Source organism: Pseudoalteromonas sp. 0303 (assembly GCF_013349995.1).
Lineage (GTDB): Bacteria > Pseudomonadota > Gammaproteobacteria > Enterobacterales > Alteromonadaceae > Pseudoalteromonas.
On record NZ_JABVXF010000014.1, the window covers coordinates 20,468 to 43,839 of the forward strand.

At 40.4% G+C, this 23,372-nt stretch carries 17 protein-coding genes; 9 read left to right on the forward strand and 8 right to left on the reverse strand.

Translation table 11 applies throughout. The annotated features are described in order from the left end of the window. Window positions 1–34 precede the first annotated feature (34 nt). Window positions 35–2,299, forward strand: coding sequence for an ATP-dependent Clp protease ATP-binding subunit ClpA (gene clpA, locus HUS62_RS10935; RefSeq protein WP_175079539.1), 2,265 nt, complete (start codon window positions 35–37; stop codon window positions 2,297–2,299). A gap of 174 nt (window positions 2,300–2,473) precedes the next feature. Here clpA and infA read toward each other — a convergent pair whose 3' ends face one another. The 4 genes from infA to trxB all read right to left on the reverse strand — a co-directional run bounded on the left by infA (window position 2,474) and on the right by trxB (window position 5,252). After that, window positions 2,474–2,692: a translation initiation factor IF-1 gene (gene infA, locus HUS62_RS10940; protein WP_002962494.1), complete on the reverse strand. Its 219-nt coding sequence runs from the start codon at window positions 2,690–2,692 to the stop codon at window positions 2,474–2,476. Window positions 2,693–2,782: 90 nt separating this feature from the next. Further along, window positions 2,783–3,487 (reverse strand): arginyltransferase, encoded by a 705-nt coding sequence (locus HUS62_RS10945; protein ID WP_054551468.1) that lies wholly within the window; start codon window positions 3,485–3,487, stop codon window positions 2,783–2,785. Beyond that, window positions 3,480–4,196 (reverse strand): leucyl/phenylalanyl-tRNA--protein transferase, encoded by a 717-nt coding sequence (aat, locus tag HUS62_RS10950; RefSeq protein ID WP_175079540.1) that lies wholly within the window; start codon window positions 4,194–4,196, stop codon window positions 3,480–3,482. Before aat ends, HUS62_RS10945 begins: the two co-directional genes overlap by 8 nt. Before the next feature lie 105 nt (window positions 4,197–4,301). After that, window positions 4,302–5,252 carry a thioredoxin-disulfide reductase gene (trxB, locus tag HUS62_RS10955; RefSeq protein ID WP_054551466.1) on the reverse strand — a complete coding sequence of 317 codons (951 nt, stop codon included), beginning with the start codon at window positions 5,250–5,252 and terminating at the stop codon, window positions 4,302–4,304. 288 nt (window positions 5,253–5,540) lie between these two features. Between trxB and pssA the strand changes: the two genes are divergently transcribed. Then, entirely contained in the window at window positions 5,541–6,866 is a 1,326-nt protein-coding gene (gene pssA, locus HUS62_RS10960) for a CDP-diacylglycerol--serine O-phosphatidyltransferase (RefSeq protein ID WP_175079541.1), read from the forward strand. Window positions 6,867–6,925: 59 nt separating this feature from the next. Here the strand turns inward: pssA and HUS62_RS10965 are convergent, their stop codons facing one another. Further along, window positions 6,926–7,669, reverse strand: coding sequence for a YciK family oxidoreductase (locus HUS62_RS10965; RefSeq protein WP_175079589.1), 744 nt, complete (start codon window positions 7,667–7,669; stop codon window positions 6,926–6,928). Between the two features lie 228 nt (window positions 7,670–7,897). Here HUS62_RS10965 and HUS62_RS10970 point away from each other — a divergent pair, with 228 nt between their 5' ends. Both HUS62_RS10970 and sohB read left to right on the forward strand, forming a co-directional pair. Continuing rightward, the gene (locus HUS62_RS10970) at window positions 7,898–10,330 is read left to right on the forward strand and encodes a VolA/Pla-1 family phospholipase (protein WP_175079542.1); all 2,433 of its coding nucleotides are present in this window, start codon (window positions 7,898–7,900) and stop codon (window positions 10,328–10,330) included. A 115-nt stretch (window positions 10,331–10,445) separates the two neighbouring features. After that, window positions 10,446–11,462 carry a protease SohB gene (gene sohB / locus HUS62_RS10975; protein ID WP_175079543.1) on the forward strand — a complete coding sequence of 339 codons (1,017 nt, stop codon included), beginning with the start codon at window positions 10,446–10,448 and terminating at the stop codon, window positions 11,460–11,462. 73 nt (window positions 11,463–11,535) lie between these two features. On the opposite strand, the gene HUS62_RS10980 is transcribed toward sohB, so the two are convergent. Further along, entirely contained in the window at window positions 11,536–12,867 is a 1,332-nt protein-coding gene (locus tag HUS62_RS10980; RefSeq protein WP_175079544.1) for a dicarboxylate/amino acid:cation symporter, read from the reverse strand. Window positions 12,868–13,059: 192 nt separating this feature from the next. Between HUS62_RS10980 and HUS62_RS10985 the strand changes: the two genes are divergently transcribed. From HUS62_RS10985 to HUS62_RS11000, 4 genes are all read left to right on the forward strand, one after another. Continuing rightward, on the forward strand, window positions 13,060–16,488 hold the full coding sequence (locus HUS62_RS10985; protein ID WP_175079545.1) for a hypothetical protein: 3,429 nt from the start codon (window positions 13,060–13,062) through the stop codon (window positions 16,486–16,488). A 308-nt stretch (window positions 16,489–16,796) separates the two neighbouring features. After that, entirely contained in the window at window positions 16,797–19,457 is a 2,661-nt protein-coding gene (gene topA, locus HUS62_RS10990; protein ID WP_062564522.1) for a type I DNA topoisomerase, read from the forward strand. A 144-nt stretch (window positions 19,458–19,601) separates the two neighbouring features. Next, a complete protein-coding gene (locus tag HUS62_RS10995; RefSeq protein ID WP_175079546.1) occupies window positions 19,602–20,057 on the forward strand; it encodes a carboxymuconolactone decarboxylase family protein in 456 nt (151 codons plus the stop codon). 9 nt (window positions 20,058–20,066) lie between these two features. Next, entirely contained in the window at window positions 20,067–20,252 is a 186-nt protein-coding gene (locus tag HUS62_RS11000) for a YrhK family protein (protein ID WP_054561655.1), read from the forward strand. A 67-nt stretch (window positions 20,253–20,319) separates the two neighbouring features. On the opposite strand, the gene HUS62_RS11005 is transcribed toward HUS62_RS11000, so the two are convergent. After that, a complete protein-coding gene (locus HUS62_RS11005; RefSeq protein WP_054561654.1) occupies window positions 20,320–20,562 on the reverse strand; it encodes a hypothetical protein in 243 nt (80 codons plus the stop codon). A 239-nt stretch (window positions 20,563–20,801) separates the two neighbouring features. Here HUS62_RS11005 and HUS62_RS11010 point away from each other — a divergent pair, with 239 nt between their 5' ends. Further along, on the forward strand, window positions 20,802–21,350 hold the full coding sequence (locus HUS62_RS11010) for a TIGR00645 family protein (protein ID WP_058585177.1): 549 nt from the start codon (window positions 20,802–20,804) through the stop codon (window positions 21,348–21,350). Between the two features lie 61 nt (window positions 21,351–21,411). Here HUS62_RS11010 and HUS62_RS11015 read toward each other — a convergent pair whose 3' ends face one another. Beyond that, complete coding sequence (locus HUS62_RS11015; RefSeq protein ID WP_175079547.1) at window positions 21,412–23,037, reverse strand: alpha-glucosidase family protein; 1,626 nt, start codon at window positions 23,035–23,037, stop codon at window positions 21,412–21,414. Between the last annotated feature and the right edge of the window lie 335 nt (window positions 23,038–23,372).

Consider the following 23,372-nt stretch of genomic DNA (forward strand, 5'->3'; position numbering starts at 1 on the left):
GGTATATAAATATTATCTCAGTAAGGGGTTGCCAATGCTAAACAAAGACTTAGAACTAACCTTGAATGCGGCGTTTCGCGAAGCGAGAACACGCCGTCATGAATTTATGACCGTCGAGCATCTTTTACTTGCACTGCTCGATAACCCTTCTGCTGGAGAAGCGCTAAACGCCTGCGGCGTTGATATGGGCGCATTAAAAGTCGAATTATCAGATTTTATTGACGAAACAACGCAGGTTATTCCTGATCTTGAAGAAGACAGAGAAACGCAACCGACGTTAGGTTTTCAGCGTGTATTGCAGCGCGCTGTATTTCACGTGCAATCATCTGGCAAAAACGAAGTAACTGGCGTTAATGTGCTAGTGGCAATTTTTTCTGAGCAAGAAAGCCAAGCTGTTTATTTACTTAAAAAATCAGATGTTAACCGTTTAGATATTGTTAACTTCATTTCGCATGGCATTTCTAAAACAGATGACGACATTGGCGGTGAAGACCACGATGACATTCATGAAGAAGTGCAAGAAGTGCAAGGTGAAGAGCCAACTAAGCTTGAAAACTTTACGACTAATCTAAATCAGCAAGCGATTGATGGCAATATTGACCCATTAGTGGGTCGCGACAACGAAGTTGAGCGCACTGTACAAGTGTTATGTCGCCGTAAGAAGAACAACCCGCTCTTGGTTGGTGAAGCTGGTGTAGGTAAAACAGCCATTGCTGAAGGCCTAGCTTATCGTATTGTAAATAAAGAAGTACCTGAAGTGATTGCCGATGCTGTTGTTTACTCACTCGATATGGGCGCATTATTAGCGGGTACCAAATACCGTGGTGATTTTGAAAAACGTTTTAAATCGCTGCTTAAAGAGTTACAAGCTAAACCAGGTTCAATTTTATTTATTGATGAAATTCATACCATCATTGGTGCCGGTGCAGCATCGGGTGGTGTAATGGATGCATCGAACCTAATTAAACCGCTACTTTCGAGTGGTAAGCTGCGCTGCATGGGCTCAACTACTTATAACGAGTTCAAGAATATCTTTGAAAAAGACCGTGCGTTAGTGCGTCGTTTCCAAAAAATTGATGTGCTTGAACCAAGTGTTGCCGATACCACGAAAATTCTTAACGGTTTAAAAGAGCGTTACGAAGAGCACCATGGTATTCGTTATACACAAAAGGCATTGAAAGCAGCTGCAGAACTTAGTGCTAAATATATTAATGAACGTCACTTACCAGACAAGGCTATTGATGTTATTGATGAAGCAGGTGCTAATCAGCGTTTACAGCCCGTTTCCAAACGTAAGAAAACAATTGGCGTGGCTGATATCGAGCTTATTGTATCTAAGATGGCGCGTATACCTCAGCAAAGCGTTTCATCTAGCGATAAAGAGACGCTTAAAAACCTTGACCGTAACTTGAAAATGCTGGTGTTTGGTCAAGACCAATCAATCGATGCGTTGACTTCAGCAATTCGTTTATCGCGCTCTGGCCTTGCTAACGAAGACAAACCAGTGGGTTCGTTCTTATTTGCAGGCCCAACAGGGGTTGGTAAAACAGAAGTCACTAAGCAGCTTGCTAAGTGTATGGGTGTTGAGTTTATTCGCTTTGATATGTCTGAATACGTTGAACGTCATGCGGTCAGTCGTCTAATTGGTGCACCTCCTGGCTATGTTGGTTTTGAGCAAGGTGGTTTGTTAACTGAAGCGGTAATTAAAAACCCGCATGCAGTTGTACTACTGGACGAAATTGAAAAAGCACATTCAGATATTTACAACATTCTACTGCAAGTAATGGATCACGGTACGCTTACTGATAACAATGGTCGTAAAGCTGATTTCAGAAATGTAGTATTGGTGATGACGACGAATGCGGGTGTTCAAGAGACTGTACGTAAGTCGATTGGCTTTACCGAACAAGACCATTCTCATGATGCGATGAGTGAAATCAACAAAGTGTTTTCACCTGAGTTTAGAAACCGCTTAGATAATATCATTTGGTTTAATCACCTTGAGAAAGAGATTATCTTGCAAGTGGTTGATAAGTTCATTGTTGAGTTACAAGCACAACTTGATAAGAAGTCGGTTAACCTTGAACTTACATCCAAAGCAAGAGAGTGGTTGGCAGATAAAGGCTATGATAAAGCGATGGGTGCACGCCCGATGGCGCGTGTTATTCAAGATGAGCTTAAAAAGCCACTGGCAAATGCAATCTTGTTTGGTGAGCTAGCCGATGGTGGTTCAGTTAAGGTATTGGTTAAAGACAAGAAAATCCACTTTGACTTTGAAACTAGCCTAGAAACAGCTTAAGTTGTTTTTAGCTAAAAACAAAAAGCCCAGCAATTGCTGGGCTTTTTGTTTATTAAATGGAATTAAAACTAAGTTAGTTTTAACACCATTTAACAAACGCTTTTAGCTCTTTGTAATAAACACACCTGCTCATTCAAAGCAGCAAAAAGCTAAATCTCTCGTTAACGCACTAACTTAGCGAGCACGGAATACGATGCGACCTTTCGATAAATCGTAAGGAGTCATTTCTACGGTTACTTTGTCGCCAGTTAAGATGCGGATGTAGTTTTTGCGCATTTTACCAGAGATATGAGCCACAACAACGTGACCATTTTCTAGCTCAACTCGGAACATTGTATTTGGTAAAGTATCAAGGACCGTACCTTGCATTTCGATTACGTCTTCTTTCGCCATGTTTAGCGTAACACCTCTTTAATAGTTAAACGCTGCAGATTTTGCCGAAAATACAGCAATAAGTAAAGCTACAGGGCTCAATTTTGTAAATTAAATCGCCAACCACTCGTCGCCAATGTGCTTTTGTGCAGGCAAAAATTGTGTTTTATATTTCATTTTAGTGCATTCGTCGATTTGGTAACCTAAATAGACAAATTGTTTTGCTTGTTGTTTTGCAAATTTAATTTGCTCCATGATCATGATGCTACCAATACTGTATTGCTCATAATCGGGATCAAAAAAGGTATAAATCGCTGATAGGGCATTGGTCATGCAATCGGTTACCGCAACAGCAACTAATTTATCGCCATCTCTTAACTCTATGAACGTAACGGGTAGCCACTGGCAAAACAAAAAGCTTTCGTACTGACTTTGATCAGGCGGAAACATTGAACCATCTTGATGCCTTTGCGTGATGTATTTGCAATATAACGGGTAATATTCTGCGCGTTCGTATTCACTATAACTGACTGTGAAAACCTTATTTGCTTTATTTAATTTGCGCTTTTGGGATTTTGAAGGGGTAAATTGTTGGGCCAAAACGCGCACTGAATTACAAGCATTACAAATAGGGCAATGTGGACGATAGATTTGGTCACCACTGCGTCTAAAACCCAGTGCTAATAACTGTTCAAATTTATCAGGGCAATAACAACTTGGGTCAAGTATAACAAGTAGTTGCTCCTGACGGTCGGGTAAATAACTGCAATCAAATTGCTGGCTTAAACCAAGCCTAGCGGGTAAGTGCTCAGTCATAAATATTAATCAACTCTTGTGGTTGCCACATATCTTTTTTAGGCACATAACTGTGCGCTAATTTAAGTCTAGTTAAAAATTCTCTACGTGGGATAACTTTTGCACCTAAAGTGATTAAATAAGGGTTTTCTAGTTGGCAATCGATAAAATGGGCTTGGTGTTTTTTAAGCCAATTAACTAATGCCCACATCGCCAGCTTTGAGCCATTACTGACTTGATGAAACATTGATTCACCACAAAATATGCCATTTTGCATAATGCCATAGAGACCAGCTACGAGTTCATCTTGGTGCCATATTTCAAGGCTGTGTGCTAAACCCTGATGGTGCGCTTCAATGTAGGCATGCATCATTTGCTCAGTGATCCAAGTACCTTCTGCATCGATACGTTGCTCACGACAAGCATTGATAACGTGGGAAAATGCGTGATTAATAGTGACACGCACAGGAAAACGCTTTAAATGCTTTTTTAAACTGCGACTAACATGAAATTCATTAAGCTCAATAACACCACGCATGCTAGGTGACCACCACATAATAGGCTCATAGTCACTAAACCAAGGGAAAATACCGGTGTTATAGGCATTTTTAATGCGCTCAACTGATAAATCCCCGCCAATTGCTAACAGGCCATCGGGCTCATCAAGGGAGAGTTCTGGGTCTGGAAAATCAACAGTCTCGGGCGAGAGTTGGTATAGTTGCTTGATCATATCAGCGTATCGTTGTTATTTGCTCTGATTTTAACAAAAATTTAGCTATAAAAAAGGGGCTGTTTTACAACAGCCCCTAGTATTTAGTGCTTTAGATCAACTATTTTATAGGTTATCTAAGAAGCGTTCTGCATCAAGTGCAGCCATACAACCAGTACCTGCTGATGTGATTGCTTGGCGATAAATGTGATCAGATACATCACCTGCAGCAAATACACCTGGTACGCTTGTTTGTGTTGCGTTACCGTTTAAACCAGACTGAACGACTAAATAGCCGTCTTTCATCTCTAGCTGACCTTCAAACATGTCAGTGTTTGGCTTATGGCCAATTGCAATGAATACACCCGCAAGATCTAAGTTTTCTGTTTCTTCAGAATCAGTTGCTTTAATGCGGATGCCAGTTACGCCCATTTCATCACCAAGTACTTCATCCAAAGTGCGATTGTAATGTAAAACAACGTTACCGTTTTCAGCTTTTTCTTTTAAACGATCAGCTAAGATTTTTTCACTACGGAAGCTGTCACGACGGTGGATAACGTGAACTTCATCAGCGATATTTGATAAGTAAAGTGCTTCTTCAACAGCAGTGTTACCACCGCCCACAACCGCTACTTTTTGACCACGGTAGAAGAAACCATCACAGGTTGCACAAGCAGAAACACCACGACCTTGGAAGTTAGTCTCTGATTCTAAACCTAAGTATTTAGCCGACGCGCCTGTTGCGATAATTAATGCATCACACGTATATGTGCCTGAGTCACCAGTTAAAGTGAAAGGGCGCTTTGAAACATCAACTTTATTAATATGATCAAAAACAATTTCAGTCTCGAAACGTTCAGCGTGTTCTTTCATACGGTCCATTAATGCAGGACCTGTTAAACCGTGTGCATCGCCAGGCCAGTTTTCAACTTCAGTGGTTGTTGTTAATTGACCACCTTGCTGAATACCAGTGATAAGAACAGGGTTAAGGTTGGCACGTGCTGCGTAAACCGCTGCTGTGTAGCCTGCTGGGCCAGAACCTAAGATTAATAGTTTACAGTGTTTTGCGTCACTCATGGTTTTTCCTAAAAACGTTTCAATACGATGTCTATGCGCCCGATTCTAAGAAAAACAAGACGGATGTAAACAAAAGCCCTGATTATTTTTTTAGTCAAATCGCTAAGCTGTCAAATAATCCTTACTTATTATAATTTAAATAACTCTTTTTGCTCATAAAACAGGCTAATTACAAATAGTTCTGTGATCAAAGTACGGTAATTCATGACCAAGCAATATTTTTTTGGTATGTTTTAGCTAATTTTGATATTAGCTCTTGGTATGAGCTAACTAAACGAACAGGCAATTATGGTATTTTGGCAGGAAAAGCCCGCTTTTGGGCTGACTACAGAAGACGTACAGGTCTTAACCAATGCAAAAGAGTATCGCACTGAACTATTGCGTTTAATTGGTGCAGCGAAAAAAAGAATTTATATTACTGCTTTATATTTGCAAGACGATGAAGCTGGGCGAGAAATATTAACTGCGTTACATGAAGCATCACTTGCTAACCCTGAGTTAGAAGTAAAAGTACTGGTTGATTTTCACCGAGCTCAACGTGGTTTAATTGGTGCGGCTAAGTCTGATGGCAATGCCAGCATGTATTGTGATTTTCAAGAGCAGTATCAATCAAATGTTAAAGTTCATGGTGTTCCAGTAAAAGCCAAAGAGCTTTTCGGAGTCCTGCATTTAAAAGGCTTTGTGATTGACGACACATTATTATATAGCGGCGCAAGCTTAAATAATGTGTATCTGCAGCAAGACGAACGTTACCGTTTAGACCGCTACTTTTTAGTTCGCCAAGCTGGTTTGTGTAATTCGGTCATCGAATTTATAGAAACACATCTTTTAAGCTCAGCAGCAGTGCCACGTATTGATATGCGTCCACTGGTAAAGTTTAATGATATTAAAGTCGCGCAAAAACAATTGATGCGTGAACTTAAATCGGCAAGTTACGAAAGTGCTGCAGAAGCCAGTGCCGGTGAGTTAGGTGTGCGTTTATTTTTAGGTTTAGGACGCAGAAGTAATAAGCTGAATCGTTTAATTAAATCGTTATTCGATACCACAGAGCAAGAACTCGTTCTTTATACCCCTTACTTTAACTTTCCTGCGCCATTAATGCGTTCATTACGCCGTTTATTGAAGCAAGGCAAGCAAGTAACTATTGTGGTAGGGGATAAAACCGCAAACGATTTTTATCTGCCGCCAAGTGAGCCGTTTAGTAAAATTGGTGCATTACCTTATTTATACGAAACCATTTTGTATAAGTTTTTAAAGTCACAAAAACGCCACATCAGTAATGGTAATTTGAATGTTTACCTTTGGAAGCATGAAAGTAATTCTTTTCACTTAAAAGGGATTTGCTCAGATAAGCGCTTACATTTATTAAGTGGACATAACTTAAACCCGCGAGCATGGGGCTTAGATATCGAAAACGGTATTTTAATTGACGACCCTAAGCAGCATATCCTTGAGCAAATAGAAAATGAAAAACACGCTATTTTGCAGCACTGTCGTCGTTTAACAGGTCCACAGGATTTAGAGACGATGGATGACTATCCGGCACCGGTTAAAAAGCTATTGGGGCAGGCTAAACGTGTAAAAGTTGATTTTATTATCAAACGTTTTATTTAATTGAAAATTAAAAAAGCAGCGAAAGCTGCTTTTTTGTATCTATATATTAGCAATCTGCTTTATTTTTGCTGAGCATCTAAAGACTGGCCGTTCACCTCTTTAGAGTCTTCGCTCATCAAGTATAAATATGTTGGCATTAAATCTTCAGGTGTTGCTAACTTATCTCTATCTTCACCAGGGTATGCTGATGCACGCATCGATGTGCGGGTAGCACCTGGGTTAATACAGTTCACGCGAATATTGGTTTTACCCACTTCACAAGCCCACGTTTGCATCATACCTTCAACAGCAAATTTTGAGATTGCATACGCACCCCAGTGTTCACGGCCTTGGCGACCAACACCTGACGAAGTAAAAATAACAGATGCGCTATCAGATTTGCGAAGCAGTGGGAACATGAATTTAGTGATCATCGCTTGTGCAGTTACATTCACTTTCATGATGTTTTCAAAGGTAGAAACACAGAAATGTTCAAGGGGACCTAATGAACCTAAAATACCTGCGTTATTAAGTAAACCATCTAACTTACCGAACTGCATTTCGATGGTTGCAGCTAAGTCACGGTAGTTTTGTTTTGTGGCACCTTTTAAATCCATTGGCACAATAGCCGGTTGTGGATAGCCTGCATTTACAATTTCATCGTAAACACATTCAAGTTTATTGGTTGTTTTTCCAAGTAAAATAACAGTGGCACCATGCTTAGCATAAGTTAATGCGGCAACACGACCAATGCCATCACCAGCACCTGTTATTAAAATTACTTTGTCTTTTAGCGCATTCTCTGCGGCTTTATAAGTATGCATAAACGTACCATCGATTAAATTTTTCATCATTTTACCATAGCAAAAAGCCAAGTTATCGAATTTATTGCAAATTAAGGTGGCGAAAATTGAAACTTTACGTTAACTTTAACTGGTCTAATGTCTCATTAATAACCTAATTACATTAAATTAACTTAGAATGAAGGTAGTAGGATAACTACCTTTAACCCTGAACACACAATAACAATAAGATTTGCGCGGAGCGAAATTATGAAAAAACTGCTACTCTCACTAGCCATTGCGTCAGCCATTACTGGCTGTGGTGGAGGAGAAACATTAGAAGATGTAAAAAATGATAATCCTCCTGTTCTCCCAACCGCGACAGTAAAATTTGACCCAGCTAATAGTGTAATCTCAGTACCGAATGATTTACTGATGAGTGGTACCCTTGATGGTACTTTAAACATGCCGGGTGAATTAGACGACAACAATGTTAGTGTTGAACGTGCAGCTTATGCTGATCCTCAGCTTGCACTTGGTGCCCTTGATGGCTGGTCAACACAAACTCCGTTTGCAATCGATTTAGCATTTCCTGAGGGTATTTCTCTTGATATGACTTCTGCTGCTTCACCAGGAGCTGTGCGTATTTTTGAAGTTGTAATGGGGGCAAGCCAAACAGATGAAACTTGCTCGCAAGTGCCAGCGGGTATTGCTTGTAAATTAGTGTCTGAATTAACCTTTGGTGTTGACTTCATTACTCAAGGCTCTGGTGATGCGGTTGCTGTTATCCCACTTAAGCCATTTAAAGCGGGCAGCACTTACATTAATGTTCTGACAACGTCATTAATGGACTCAGAAGGGCGTTCAATTGAACCATCTTCAACTTATGCACTAGTGAGCGAAGAGACAACACTTATCACTGATTCGCAAAAGTCACTTCAAGCGGTTATCAATAGCTACGAAGATGCTGTGACATCGGGTGGTGCCATCACAAAAGATGAAATTATCTATTCTGCTGCGATGACAATGCAATCAGCAGGTCAAGTACTTGGTACAGTAAAACAGCTTCTTGCTGCAAGCTTAACGCTAGATGCGCTACCTACGCCGATGGTGCAAATTCCTGAGCAACCTGTTATTACGGTTGAGCAAGTATTCGCATCACAAGGTATTACAGGTTTATCACCGGTGTTTGGCGGTGTGCAGTATCAAAAGGGTAGCGTGATGTTACCTATGTATTTAGCAACACCAACAGGCACAACGGTTGATGATTTATCAGCGACTTATTGGCAAGGTTTATGTGATAGTGGTGTTGCTGTGTTAGGTTATGCATCAGCAGCGGGTGACTCATTCCCAACAGACCCAATTAGTGAGACTGATGGCCTTTGTATGGCATTAAGTGATGGTAAGTTACGTGATTTAGGCTTAGATCAAACAAAACACTTAACTAAGTACAACACAATTCCAAAAACACAAAGCATTGCGAACGTGCCAGTACAAATTACTAAACCAATTTTACCTGTGATCAATGCAATACGTGGTCAGTTAGGTATGGATGAGTTAGCAATGCCTGAAGGTGGTTGGCCTGTCGTTATCCTTCAGCACGGTATTACTTCTAAAAAAGAAGATATGCTAGCTATTACCGCACAGCTAACAATGCAAGGCTTTGCAACAGCTGCAATCGATCACCCTATGCATGGTGAGCGTGGTGTAGATGTAGACGGCGACGGTACTGACGACTTTAATGCCTCTACAGGTTCTGTATTAAGCTATATGAACTTACAGTCATTATTAGTAGCGCGTGATAGCTTACGTCAATCAGTTGCTGATTTACTTGGCTTACGCTTAGGTCTTAACTTTACAGGTGCTGCTGATTTAAATGCACAAGATGTATCATTCTTAGGTCATTCATTAGGCTCGGTAGTTGCTCCAGCATTTGTTGCTGTGACTAATGCTCCGCTAGCTGACCAAGTTGATCCAATGTTCAACGTTAAAAGTGTGGCACTTGCCAGTGGTGGTGGCGGTATCGCCAGCTTCTTAATTGAGTCAAATACATTTGGCCCATTTGTACAAGGCTCGGTATTACTTGCTGCTGGTATTGAAGAGTCAGCTGAGTTTGGTGCGTATGCTCAAAATGAAGCGTTATCAAACTGTGGTTCACTTGCGTCTAATCAAACTGCTTTCGTTACGTGTGCTTATAAAGAATATATTGGTTCACTAACGGTTGCTGGTGAAACTGCAAAACTAGCAAATATTCAAAGTGTGATCACTCAGTTTGCTTTTGCTGCGCAAACAGCACTTGATAGTGGTGACCCTTCTAACTACGCAGCATCTGTTGCAGCACTTGGCACGCCAGTGTACATGAGTGTAGTGGTTGGCGATGGTGCTAACAACAATGCTGATATGGTTATTCCACCTATGGTAGCGAGTAACCCAATTGCTGGTAGCTTACCTCTTGCTAACCTAATGGGTTTATCAACCGTGGCTGAAACACAAGGCCCAACAGCTGATGCAATGAGTTATGTGGTTAAATTTACTAAAGGGCACCACAGCTCAGTGTTAACACCTGCTGCAACGGCAGATTCAGGTGCAACAGCTGAAGAAAGTGCAGCGGCAACTGCAGAAATGCAATTGCAAATCGCGACTTTCCTAGCAAGCCGTGGTCAGTATCTTCAGGTGACTAATCCAGAAGTTGTTACTGAATAATCGAAACCTTACTAATTAAGTAATAACCAATTAAGTAAAAAGCCACATCATGTGGCTTTTTTTTGCTTTAAAGCGTGGTAAATTGTGCCGATGCATTAATAAATGGAGAGTTTGATTGGAATTTTTCTATGAATATGGGTTATTTTTTGCAAAAACCCTGACATTTGTCATCGCAATTGCTGTGATTGTTGCCATTATCATGGGCGCTGCAGTGAAACCTAAAGCGAAGAAAGGTGAGATAACGATTGATGATTTGAGTGAGCAACTTGATGATCTGAAACAAAGCTTTATCGAAAATACCCTTTCAAAAAAAGAGCTCAAGGCTCACCAAAAACAGCAAAAAGCTGAGACTAAAAAACAGCAAAACGACGAACCTAAATCACGTTTATATGTGATTGATTTTAATGGCAGTGTTGATGCCCACGAAGTAGAAAGCCTACGAGAAGAAATTACCGCTATTTTAACCATTGCCGACAAAGAAAAAGATCGCGTGCTGGTACGCCTTGAAAGTGGTGGTGGTGTGGTGCACGGCTATGGCCTTGCTGCCTCTCAATTACAACGCTTACGTAATGCTGGCATTCATTTAACTGTTGCTATTGATAAAGTAGCAGCAAGTGGTGGCTATATGATGGCCTGTGTGGCCAATGAGATTGTTGCAGCACCTTTTGCAATTGTTGGCTCGATTGGTGTTATTGCGCAAATTCCTAACTTTAATAAAATCTTGAAAAAGAATGATGTTGATTTTGAGCAAATCACCGCAGGTGAATACAAGCGTACGCTAACTATCTTTGGTGAAAATACCGATAAAGGTCGTGAAAAATTCAAAGAAGAGATAGAACAAACTCATGGTTTATTTAAAACTTTTGTGAGTGAGCAGCGTCCATCTCTAGATATTGATACTGTTGCAACCGGTGAGCATTGGTTTGCTACCCAAGCGTTCGATAAAGGCTTAGTTGATAAGATTGACACAAGTGATGATATCTTATTGAGCCAAGCGAAAGAGCGTCAAATTTATAAAGTTAAATACCGTATTAAGAAGAATTTAAGCGATAAGCTAGCCGTTGGTTTAAGTTCTGGAGTAAGTAAAGCGGGTGTTAGTTTAATGTCACGTTTTAAAGGCTTAAATCCATAACCTGCTTTAAAATACAAACCGCAATAAAAAACCCGCTAACTTAGCGGGTTTTTTATTGGCTGCGAATAAGTCTTTACTTAATTGACTTATGATAGTCCTCTAAATCTTTAGCGGCATTAGGGTCGTTAAATACGTCCTCATCAAATTCACCTTCAGATTTTGCAACCACACAGGTCACCATACAATCACCTGTAACGTTCACAGCGGTACGTGTCATATCGAGTAAACGGTCAACACCAATGATGATAGCAATACCTTCTACAGGCAAGCCTACTTGGTTTAAGACCATAGCTAACATAATAAGACCAACACCTGGCACACCAGCTGTACCTACAGAAGCAAGTGTTGCAGTTAAAATAACCATTAAGTAATCAGAAATCGTTAAATCAACAGAAAATACCTGTGCGATGAACACGGTCGCAACACCTTGCATAATTGCTGTGCCGTCCATGTTAATGGTTGCGCCTAGAGGCACAGTAAACGAAGCAACTGAATTGTGCGCACCTAATTTTTTGCTCGCAGTTTCAAGGGTAATAGGCATAGTTGCACTTGAGCTAGATGTACTAAATGCAAATAGGCAGGCGTTTTTCATTTTCTTTAAAAACGTAATTGGGTTAAGGCCGGTAAATAACTTTAACAAGACACTGTAGTTAACTAAACCGTGGAATAGCAGTGCAAATACAACCACACCGAAGTATAAAGCAAGGCTCTTAATTAGCTTTAAGTCGATGGTTGTAAAGAGTTTTGCCATCAAGAAGAACACGCCATAAGGTGCAATGTTCATAAGTAAGGTAACTAGCTTTAAAATAACAGTGTTTAAGTCTTCAAAAACATTTGCAACACGTTGGCCTGCTTTACCGCTAAGGGCCATAGCAACACCGAATAATAATGCAAAAACAATAACCTGTAGCATGTTACCACTTGCCATGGCATCAATAGGGTTAGTTGGGAACATACCAATGATAACTTGCGCAAGAGTTGGTGCTTCTTTTGCACTGTAGTTAGCATCCGAAGGTAAGTTGATTCCTTCACCTGGGTTAACTAACAAGGCTAAGGTAATAGCAACAGTAATCGCGATTGCGGTCGTTGCTAAATAAAGCAAAATTGACTTACCGCCTAAACGGCCTAATTTTTTAGGGTCGCTTAAGCTACAAGTACCACAGACTAATGATACAAAAACCAGTGGCACCACAAGCATCTTTAAGCTTGCAATGAAAATTTGACCACCAACATGGAAAATACCATCAACAAAAAATGCTTTAATTGGTAAAGAGAATAACCCTAGTGGAACAAGGAAATCATCTTCACCCGCTAAAATGGCTTGAAAGATAAAACCAACGATTACACCCAGTACCATACCTACCATGATACGAGATGTAAGGCTTAAAGATCGTACTTTTGACATACACCTAGTCTATTTTTTTATAAATTTTGCCATAGACTACCAGCATGAAGATTTTTATACAGAAAAATTCGATAAATAGTTAAATAATTTCGTTGCCTTTAAAGGAAAAAAATTATGATCTTCGTTTAATTTTTAGGTTAATATTAGGTAAACATACATATAAATAAGAAATAGCTAACTAGGGAGAGGGCGATGCCTTTATTACGATGGCTAAGTATTTTGTTTTTCAGCTCATTGTTAGCCGCCTGTGGCGGTGGTGGGTCATTAGACAGCGATTCATCTGATAGCGGTGACGGCACAACAGAAGAGCCGAACTATGTTGTGTCTGTTCAAGGCTACAACCAATCTTCATCAGAAGAAGCGAATACTGTAACAGCTGATTCACCTCTAACTATTGCGGCAACGCTTACGAATAGCGGTGAAGCTGTTGTTGGCGAAGTAGTCAGCTTTAGTCTTAATGGCGATATTGGCTTGCTTGATCCTGTATCTGGTACTGTGTTAACGAATGCGGATGGTGTGGCATCGATTACTTTAACAGCTGGCAATACTGCAGGGGCTGGCATTATTACTGCAACATATGCTAATGACGAAGATACTTTTACCGATACTTTTGGCTTTACATCAGATGGTTCTGAAACAGATGACTCAAGTGTTAGTGGCAGTATTACTCTTGATGTGTCAATTCTAGACAGCGCTGGCTCGCCATTTACAGTTGATAACCCTGTTAGCAAGGATAATAAAGGGACGGTTACTGCAACTTTATTAGAAGAAGAACAGCCATTACAGGGGCAGCTAATTTCTTTTACAACAAACTATACAGGCAAAATCACTCCTGTATTAGGTACTGCATTAACTGATGAAAATGGTGAAGCTTCAGTAACTTTAAGCAGTGGTGATTCTAAAGGGGCCGGTCAAGTTGTTGCTACATATACGGATGAAAGTGGTAACACAATCACTAAAATCGCAGGCTTTATTTCAAATGGTGATGATGCCCCTGTCGAAAGTGCCGAAGCTGAACTTGATATCAAGCTGTTGCAAGGGTGCGCAACTAACTGGGAGGCTAATCGTAATACAACATCACTGGAAACAACTTACCTAGCTTCAGGTTGTACGGTTGTAAATCAATTCTCATCTGACGAACTCATCGACGTTATGGTCAAAGTGACAGATACAAGTTCGGGCGACGGTATTGACGGTATTATCGCTGAGCTTTCGACTGATCTTGGCGCTTTATTACCAGAATCAGGAAAGGCGCTCACTGACAACTTCGGTTTTGCAATTTTAAAACTACAACCTGGCGCAAATAGTGGTGCAGGTGAAGTGTCTGTTACTGCTAAATCGGTGAGTGCATCAAAAGCATTCGAAATTGCAACTGCAGAGTTAACTGTAGAAATTTCAAATGGCTTATATAACAAAGTAGACGATACTGGCAATGTTATTGCTGACGAATTTGTGCCACTTGCAGCTGGCGCAACAACGGTTATAACTGTCAGTATTTATGATACTGACGGCGAGCTGTTTGTAACGCCATTAGATGTTGAGTTTACATCTGGTTGCGTCGAATCAGATCTTGCTGTTATGGATGAAACCGCTACAAGCATTAGCGGTATTGCAACCGCGACATACAGAAGTAACGGCTGCAACACAACACAAGGTGATACGGTTACAGCAACAGTCCTTACCGGTGGAACACCAAAAGTGGTATCAGTGAATGTACCTGTATCAGCCGCTGCTGTAAGTTCGATTGAATTTGTTGAAGCAACCGAGAATGTAATTGCACTAAAAGGCACAGGTGGCGTATCTCGCAAAGAAATTAGCCAACTTACATTTAAGTTAACAGATGAAATTGGTAATACGGCTAAACAAAAGCGCTTAGATTTTCGTTTAAGCTCTACCAATGGTGGAATTTCACTCTCTGAAGTTACAGATGCAAGTGGTTATTCTCATGCCAGCGTGTCAACCGACTCAGAAGGTTTAGCTCGAATTCAGATAAACTCTGGTTTTGTACCTCAAGCTGTACGCGTGCAAGCATGCTACATACCGGATGAACTTATCCCTGAAGATCAAAATGATAATGTGACTTGTTGGAAAGAGCTTTATGACGAATGCCTTCTTGATGAAGCAGATCGAAATGCTAATGTATCATGTCCAACAGGTGAGCTTTCGTTGGTTTCATTAGATGAGCAAGTAACAAGCGTATCTGATCTTGTTTCAATCAGCTCAGGCCTTCCTGATAGTAATAGTTTCACCGCCGCACCAACGAACTTTAATATCGAAGCATTAAATTATAATGGTGATCTTGAAGAAATTAACGTTTATCTAGCCGACCACTTTAATAACCCTGTGCCTGATGGTACATCTGTATATTTAACAACAGAAGGCGGTGCTATAGGAACAATTGATGGCACAGAGTTTAACCCTCAGCTGGAATGTAATACAGTCGATGGGCAATGTGTTGCTCAATGGCGCTCTCAAAATCCAAAGCCATTTACAGAAGCTAAATGGGGTAACAGAATCAACAGCGTTAATCCAAAAACTGATGCAATTAACTGTGATCTTTATTTTGGAGCCGCAGCGCCTTGTATGGCAGGTATTTTAAATGCAGCGTTTGATGAGGATGGTGTGCCATTAGGTGGCCGTGCCACAGTTCTTGTAACTGCAAAAGGTCAAGAGTCATTTATCGACATTAATGGCAATGGCCGCTTTGACACCAACGAATATTATAGCGGCTATGACCTGACAGAAGCATTTATCGATCATAATGAAAATGGTTTTTATGATGGTTTAGCAGCAATTTACGACCCAGTTACTGCATCAGTGATAAAGGCCGCTGAAAATTGTCAAGAAGGTGCAACTGATGATCCGTGTAGTCCAGAAAATACGAATGCAGGGCATTTTGAAGAAAATTGGGATATTGATCTTAATGGAATGCATACACTCGCTGATGGAAAATATAATGGTTTAGTGTGCCGAGAAGAAGCAACAACGCCTTCAGATAGTGATACTTTTGAAAGCCTGTGCACTAAAGAATTAGTTGATATTCGAGATTCGTTTGAAATCATTATGTCAGGTAGTACAGCTTATTCTCGGTTTGTTGTGACAAAAAATGAATTGCGTAGTCGATTTGCAGCTGCTCTTGCTGAAACAACTGAGGATGATCCTACAGTTTTCACAGATAATGCAATGCAACTTGCTAGGGATATTGAGGAATGTAATCCTATCCGACGTTTTCCTGCAGCTGATGAAAAAGGTGCATTTGTTCTCGATTTAGAGGAAACAGCTGATACTAGTTATTGTGATGTGAGAAATATCAACATTACAACTGCTGATTCTGGAACTGAATTAGCCGCGTTAACTTTCGCAGTCTATTACTCTGATATTTTTAATAATCCAATGCCTGCAGGAACGAGTGTATCTGTAACTACTGATAATGGTGAGTACAGTGGTACTGATGGTTTTGAGCTTCGAAATTCATCAGCAACAGCAGCGTTTGGTGAAACTTTATCAATTAGTCGTGAAGCAGAAGGGAATGACAAAGCAGAAGGCTTTTTAACTGTTGAATTTACAACAGGGAAAGGCAACATTTCTACTGCTAGAATTGCAATTAGTGACGATGGCTAACAAGTAGTTATTTGTTTAAATTTAAAAAAATGCCAACCAGAAGGTTGGCATTTTTGTTGCTGTTCTATATATTCCCCTTGAAATTACCGCAAAACACCACATTGACTAAATTAGCAACAAAAATTGTTTAATTATTCACTCAATGAAGAAAAGTTTCTATTAAAAGCTTGTAACAATTGGTGTTTGTAGATATACCTATAAATATTCGTGCTCCAATGTTAAAAAATCATACTTATTTGTTTAATGTGATGGATATACATTTATAAGGGCAAAAAACTTTTAAAATACTCGGTCAGAAATAGGCAGCTATGGGCAAATCACTTGTAATTGTAGAGTCTCCAGCAAAGGCAAAAACAATTAATAAATACTTAGGTAACGATTTCATCGTAAAGTCCAGCGTTGGGCATGTGCGTGATCTACCAACTTCAGGTTCAGGCAAAACGAAAACTGCAGCGACGAAAACGCCTGCTGAAGTTCGAAAAATGTCACCAGAAGAAAAAGCTGCCTATAAAAAGCAACGCGATTATAAAAATCTTGTTGCTCGCATGGGTATTGATCCTGAAAAAGGCTGGGAACCACATTACGAAGTCTTACCGGGCAAAGAGAAAGTTGTTCAAGAATTAAAAAAACTTGCAGAAAACGCCGATAAAATCTATCTCGCAACCGATTTGGATAGAGAAGGGGAAGCGATTGCATGGCACCTCGAACAGATTATAGGTGGTGAACCTGAAAAATATAAGCGAGTTGTTTTTAACGAAATCACTAAAAATGCGATTCAGCAAGCATTCGAAACACCCGGTGAATTAAACACTGACATGGTTTACGCGCAACAAGCGCGTCGTTTCCTTGACCGTGTAGTGGGCTTTATGGTGTCTCCATTGCTATGGGCTAAAGTGGCCCGTGGTTTATCAGCCGGTCGTGTGCAATCTGTTGCAGTGCGTTTACTTGTTGAACGTGAACGCGAAATCAAAGCATTTATTCCTGAAGAGTTCTGGGATATCCACGCCGATGTTAAAAATACAGAAGCAGCTTTACGCCTAGAAGTGACCAAACACGCTGACAAGCCTTTTAAGCCAGTTAATGAAGAGCAGGCGATGTCTGCCGTTAGTCAACTTGAAAAAGCTGACTACAAGGTCATTAGCGTTGAAGAAAAGCCTAGTAAGAGTAAACCAAGCGCACCATTTATTACTTCAACCATGCAACAGGCAGCAAGTACACGCCTAGGTTATGGTGTTAAGAAGACCATGATGCTGGCTCAACGCTTATATGAAGCAGGTCACATTACTTATATGCGTACCGATTCAACTAACTTATCGAAAGATGCGGTTGAAATGTGTCGTGATTACGTGACAGAGCAGTTTGGTGAGAAGTATTTACCGAAAGCACCGATTAGTTATAGCTCAAAAGGTAATGCTCAAGAGGCGCACGAAGCGATTCGTCCTTCTAGTGTTACTGTGTTGTCTGGTCATTTAGACGGTGTTGAAGCGGACGCTAAAAAACTCTACGAATTAATTTGGCGTCAGTTTGTTGCCTGCCAAATGGTTCCAGCAGAATACGATTTAACAACTTTAACGGTTGGTGCCGGTGATTATCAGTTAAAAGCAAAAGGCCGCGTACTTCGTTTTGATGGTTGGACAAAAGTTCAGCCAGCTGTTCGTAAAAAGAACGAAGAAGATCAATCACTGCCTGCGGTTAAAGAAGGTGATGTACTGACCCTTGTTGAGTTAGATCCTAAACAACATTTTACAAAGCCACCTGCACGTTTTAGTGAAGCAAGTTTAGTTAAAGAATTAGAAAAGCGCGGTATTGGTCGTCCTTCTACGTATGCATCAATTATTTCAACGATTCAAGACCGTGGTTACGTGCGTGTTGAAAACCGCCGTTTCTTCGCCGAAAAAATGGGTGAGATTGTTACAGACCGCTTAGTTGAAAACTTCGAAGATCTGATGAACTTTGATTTTACCGCTAAGATGGAAGGTCGTCTGGATGATATCGCAGAAGGCGAACGTGTTTGGACACAAGTACTTGATAAATTCTATGCGGACTTTTCAACTCAGCTTGAAATTGCCTCTGGCGACGAAGAGCACGGTGGTATGCGTCAAAACCAAATGGTTGAGACTGATATCGATTGTCCAACCTGTGGTCGTAAGATGGGTATTCGTACTGCATCAACCGGTGTGTTCTTAGGTTGTACAGGTTACAACCTGCCACCGAAAGAGCGTTGTACTACGACCATGAACTTGGTGCCCGGCGATGAAGCCATTGCGGCAGACGTGGAAGACGTTGAAACAGAGTCACTAATGCAAATGAAGCGTTGCCCAATTTGTGAAACGGCAATGGATTCATACCTGATTGACGAAACACGTAAGTTACATGTGTGTGGTAATAACCCTGCGTGTAAGGGTTATATCGTTGAACAAGGTACCTTTAAAATTAAAGGTTACGACGGCCCTATTATCGAATGTGATAAATGTGGCTCAGATATGCAGTTAAAATCGGGTCGTTTTGGTAAGTACTTCGGTTGTAGTAATGAAGAGTGTAAAAATACACGTAAGTTACTTAAAAACGGTGAAGCTGCGCCACCAAAAGAAGATCCAGTTCATTTACCTGAACTTGAATGTGAAAAATCAGAAGCTTACTTTGTACTGCGTGATGGTGCATCAGGTATTTTCTTAGCTGCAAATACCTTCCCTAAATCACGTGAAACACGTGCGCCAAAAGTTGAAGAATTAAAACGTTTTAGAGATCGTATTTCTGAAAAGTTCTATTACCTTGCGGACGCACCTGCAAAAGACCCTGATGGTAATCCTTCAGTCGTTCGATACAGCCGTAAAAATAAAGAGCAGTATGTAATGAGTGAAGTAGATGGTAAAGCCACAGGCTGGACTGCTCACTACCAAAATGGCAAGTGGGTAGAAGAGAGTAAAAAGAAAGCGCCAGCTAAGAAAAAAGCGGCGGCTAAAAAGTAAGTTTACATCTATCTAGATTATAAAAAGGGGTTGCAGTTGCAACCCTTTTTTATGCTTGTATGGCATTGCTAATGTCGTTTTTTACCAATATTTGCTTTTAGGCTGTTGTTATTCTGTCATCAACATCAAGACAGGAGATTCAAAATGCAAACACGTTTATCACAACAGCAGGTTTATTCACTCAACCCAGGACTTGTTAAACATTTAACTGGGCTCAGCGCACTGCCAGAAGATACAAACATAACCGCGAAGCTCGCTGATTTAGTAAGACTAAGAGTGTCTCAAATTAATGGCTGTGGGTTTTGTCAGCATATGCATTCAGCAGAGCTGAGAAGCCAAGGTGAGTGTCAACAGCGACTTGATGTACTAGCCGCTTGGCGTGAAGTCCCGGTGTTTTCAGAACAAGAAACTGCAGCACTCGCTTGGGCGGAAGCCTTAACAAATATCATTGATAAACATGTTGAAGACGATGTTTACAACCAAGTGTCTGCTATCTTTAACGAAAAAGACATTGTTGTATTAACGACGGTAGTACTTGAGATAAACAGCTGGAATCGCATAGTTAAAGCGTTTCACTTTATCCCTGAGTTAACAGAATAAGGAATGGTCATGAAGTTTACACTCGCACCTAAAGTTAATGCGTTGGTGAATATCATATCAGCATGCGCCTTTTTCTTTGGTAGTACCTTATTTTTACCAGCATTTATAGAGTATGCCACAGTGGGGGTGGTGTTATTCATGGTAGGTTCGTTATTATTTTTATTAAGTGCATTAGCTGATTATTACAGTCATTAAAAACAAAAAACCGGAGCGCACATCATTGTGTCATTCCGGTTTTTCTATATTCTAAGCAGGCGTAAAATTAGATTTGTACGTCTTTTACTTTTTTATAGCCTTCAGCTTCAAGCTCATCGTTTAAACATTTTAATACGTATGGCTTTAATTCTTCGTTGCTGATGTCATCATCTTTTGCCCAGTTTAAACACATTTCAGTGTATTCTTTGATCATTTCAGCTGATGCTTCAGGTGCTTCGTTAGCGATTGCATTCGTTGCTGACACGCTTAAAACAGGTGCCAAAATTAGTGCTAGCAATGCTTTTTTCATTTAATTATTCCTAATCAACAAAAGTAATTATTACCGGCTAAATTGCACAGTAATGGTGCGCAATGTGTATTTCACTTTGCTTGAGTGAATTTATAAACTAAATTTCAAAAAAAGATAACGAAAAATTTTTATCGTAAAGATAAGCAAAAAATAACCACTCTTTTTGCCTCTAATGCTGGTAATCGTAAGGTCAAAACACGTATTATCGCGCTAATTTTAAAAGAAAAGTGAACTAACTTATGTCTGAACAAGTGACTCATTCAAAAATAAAGAAAGTACCAACCAAACTAGAGCAAGTTGTGGAGAGTTTTATCTTTCGCTCGCGTTGGTTATTAGCACCATTCTTTATTGGCTTATTAGTCGCTGTGGTATTACTGCTGCTAAAGTTCTTTAAATATTTATACAGTATGGCCTTAAATACGTTCACTGCGTCAAACCAAGAGCTTTTGGTAGGTATTTTGACTTTAGTTGACACTGCGCTACTAGCAGGGCTTTTGCTTATCATCATTTTCAGTGGCTACGAAAATTTTGTGTCAAAGTTGAATATAGACAACCATGAAGACAGGCCTGTGTGGATGGGTAAAGTTGGTTTCTCGGGTCTGAAGATGAAACTGATAAGCGCTATTGTCGCTATATCGGCTGTGGAGCTTTTAAAAGTCTTTATTAGCTCGAACAACCATTCAACAGATGAGCTACTCTGGAAGGTGTTAATTCATGTCACGTTTGTGGTGTCGGGGGTGTTGTTTGCGCTCACAGATTACATTAATAGTAAAACCATGAACCACTAATCCCACGAATAGTAATAAAAAAGCCCTGCAATTGCAGGGCTTGGTTTTTAACAACTGATTATTAATTCAGGGTTGCGTAAAAGCAACCGAACCCGGGCAGAGTGACTGTATTATTGTTTAATTCAGCTGTGTGATGAGAGATCTCAGTATGCTGTGAAGACACAGTATCAGAGATTGTGAGTTCACTACTTTGTGCGCCTAAGTTGAATGCACAAAGCATTTTAGTGTCGTTAAGCGTTCTATAAAAAGCAAGCACTGGCTCTTGCGTTTCGATAAATTCAATATCGCCTTCTAACAATACGTTCTTATCTTTACGCCATGCCATAAATTCACGATACGCATTCAAAATTGAATCTTTATCTTGATCTTGCGTATTTACGGCGACTGATTTGTGCGCATCGCCCACAGGTAGCCAAGGTTTTACTGTTGAGAAACCTGCTTGCTCAGCATCTGCTGCATCCCATGGCATTGGTGTACGACACCCGTCACGGCCTTTAAAGTTTGGCCAAAATGTAATGCCATATGGGTCTTGTAAGTCTTCAAATGCAACTTCAGCTTCACCTAAACCAAGTTCTTCACCTTGGTACATACAAACGCTACCACGTAATGAAGCAAGTAGGGCTGTTAGCATCTTACATTGCTGAGGCTCAATTTTTTCACCTTGACTCCAACGGCTAGCAACACGTTCTACGTCGTGGTTGCTAAATGCCCAACATGGCCAACCTTCAGTCATGCGCTGCTCTAAAGTGCTTACTGTGGTACGAATATATTCCGCGCTATAGTCGTTAGTAAGTAGCTCAAAGCTATAGCCCATGTGAAGTTTGTCACCACCTGATGTGTATTCAGCCATGGTTGCGAGTGAATCTTCAGATGAGATTTCTCCTAATGCAACTGTGCCAGGGTACTTGTTTAGTAGGGCACGAATGTCCTGCATAAAACTAAGGTTTTCAGGTTGCGTATTATTGTAGTAGTGATACTGGAAAGCGTAAGGGTTGTCTTCGCTAAAGCCTCGACCTTGACGTTTCTCTGGTGGCTTAGCCGGATTATCACGTAATTGAGCATCGTGATAGCAAAAGTTGATTGCATCTAAACGGAAGCCATCAACGCCTTTCTTAAGCCAAAACTCAACATTATCTAATACTGCTTTACGAACTTCAGGGTTATGAAAGTTTAAATCTGGCTGCTCAGCAAAGAAGTTATGTAAGTAATATTGACCACGACGCGGTTCCCATTGCCATGCAGGGCCACCAAAAATTGATAACCAGTTATTTGGTTGTGTGCCATCAGGCTTTGCATCAGCCCACACGTACCAATCTGATTTGTCGTTAGTTTTATCTTCACGGCTATCAAGAAACCATTGATGTTGATCTGAGGTATGGCTCAATACCTGATCAATAATGATCTTAATATCACGTTGGTGTGCTTGCGCAATGAGTTCATCAAAATCGTCAAGGTTACCAAACAATGGGTCGATATCACGATAGTCACTGATGTCATAACCAAAGTCTTTCATTGGTGATTTAAAGAAAGGCGAAACCCAAATAGCATCAACACCTAGGCTTTTAATATAATCAATACGATCAATGATACCTTTGATATCACCAATGCCATCGCCATTGGTGTCTTGGAAACTGCGCGGGTAAACTTGATAAATAACCGCACCTTTATACCACTGCTTTTGAGCCATGTTTTTCTCCATCGTGACACTCAGTGTATGTAAACTGTTAGGCAACCGTTAATGCAATATGTTGCCGGAATGTCAAAAGCATACGTGAAGGGTGAGATACTGTAAAAACTCTGCATACGTATGCACGCCAAATTCATCTTTGTTCTCAGTAAAATTTATTAACTTGATTTAAAAGTAAACAACTCGAATTTCTATCAATAAAATTTACCAATTAGGTTTGCTGGGTTTTAATTATGATCGCGAACGCCAGCTTGGTGCATAATATAGCTGGCTTACACCATAATGGTGCAGGGGCTATATTGGTAAGACCAATTATCATTGGTATAGACTAGTAC

What these genes read in the sequence shown, in the direction of transcription:
- clpA (WP_175079539.1), top strand. Translation starts at nt 35, where the DNA reads ATGCTAAACAAAGACTTAGAACTAACCTTGAATGCGGCGTTTCGCGAA.
- infA (WP_002962494.1), bottom strand. Translation starts at nt 2,692, where the DNA reads ATGGCGAAAGAAGACGTAATCGAAATGCAAGGTACGGTCCTTGATACT.
- HUS62_RS10945 (WP_054551468.1), bottom strand. Translation starts at nt 3,487, where the DNA reads ATGACTGAGCACTTACCCGCTAGGCTTGGTTTAAGCCAGCAATTTGAT.
- aat (WP_175079540.1), bottom strand. Translation starts at nt 4,196, where the DNA reads ATGATCAAGCAACTATACCAACTCTCGCCCGAGACTGTTGATTTTCCA.
- trxB (WP_054551466.1), bottom strand. Translation starts at nt 5,252, where the DNA reads ATGAGTGACGCAAAACACTGTAAACTATTAATCTTAGGTTCTGGCCCA.
- pssA (WP_175079541.1), top strand. Translation starts at nt 5,541, where the DNA reads ATGGTATTTTGGCAGGAAAAGCCCGCTTTTGGGCTGACTACAGAAGAC.
- HUS62_RS10965 (WP_175079589.1), bottom strand. Translation starts at nt 7,669, where the DNA reads ATGCATACTTATAAAGCCGCAGAGAATGCGCTAAAAGACAAAGTAATT.
- HUS62_RS10970 (WP_175079542.1), top strand. Translation starts at nt 7,898, where the DNA reads ATGAAAAAACTGCTACTCTCACTAGCCATTGCGTCAGCCATTACTGGC.
- HUS62_RS10980 (WP_175079544.1), bottom strand. Translation starts at nt 12,867, where the DNA reads ATGTCAAAAGTACGATCTTTAAGCCTTACATCTCGTATCATGGTAGGT.
- HUS62_RS10985 (WP_175079545.1), top strand. Translation starts at nt 13,060, where the DNA reads ATGCCTTTATTACGATGGCTAAGTATTTTGTTTTTCAGCTCATTGTTA.
- topA (WP_062564522.1), top strand. Translation starts at nt 16,797, where the DNA reads ATGGGCAAATCACTTGTAATTGTAGAGTCTCCAGCAAAGGCAAAAACA.
- HUS62_RS10995 (WP_175079546.1), top strand. Translation starts at nt 19,602, where the DNA reads ATGCAAACACGTTTATCACAACAGCAGGTTTATTCACTCAACCCAGGA.
- HUS62_RS11000 (WP_054561655.1), top strand. Translation starts at nt 20,067, where the DNA reads ATGAAGTTTACACTCGCACCTAAAGTTAATGCGTTGGTGAATATCATA.
- HUS62_RS11005 (WP_054561654.1), bottom strand. Translation starts at nt 20,562, where the DNA reads ATGAAAAAAGCATTGCTAGCACTAATTTTGGCACCTGTTTTAAGCGTG.
- HUS62_RS11010 (WP_058585177.1), top strand. Translation starts at nt 20,802, where the DNA reads ATGTCTGAACAAGTGACTCATTCAAAAATAAAGAAAGTACCAACCAAA.
- HUS62_RS11015 (WP_175079547.1), bottom strand. Translation starts at nt 23,037, where the DNA reads ATGGCTCAAAAGCAGTGGTATAAAGGTGCGGTTATTTATCAAGTTTAC.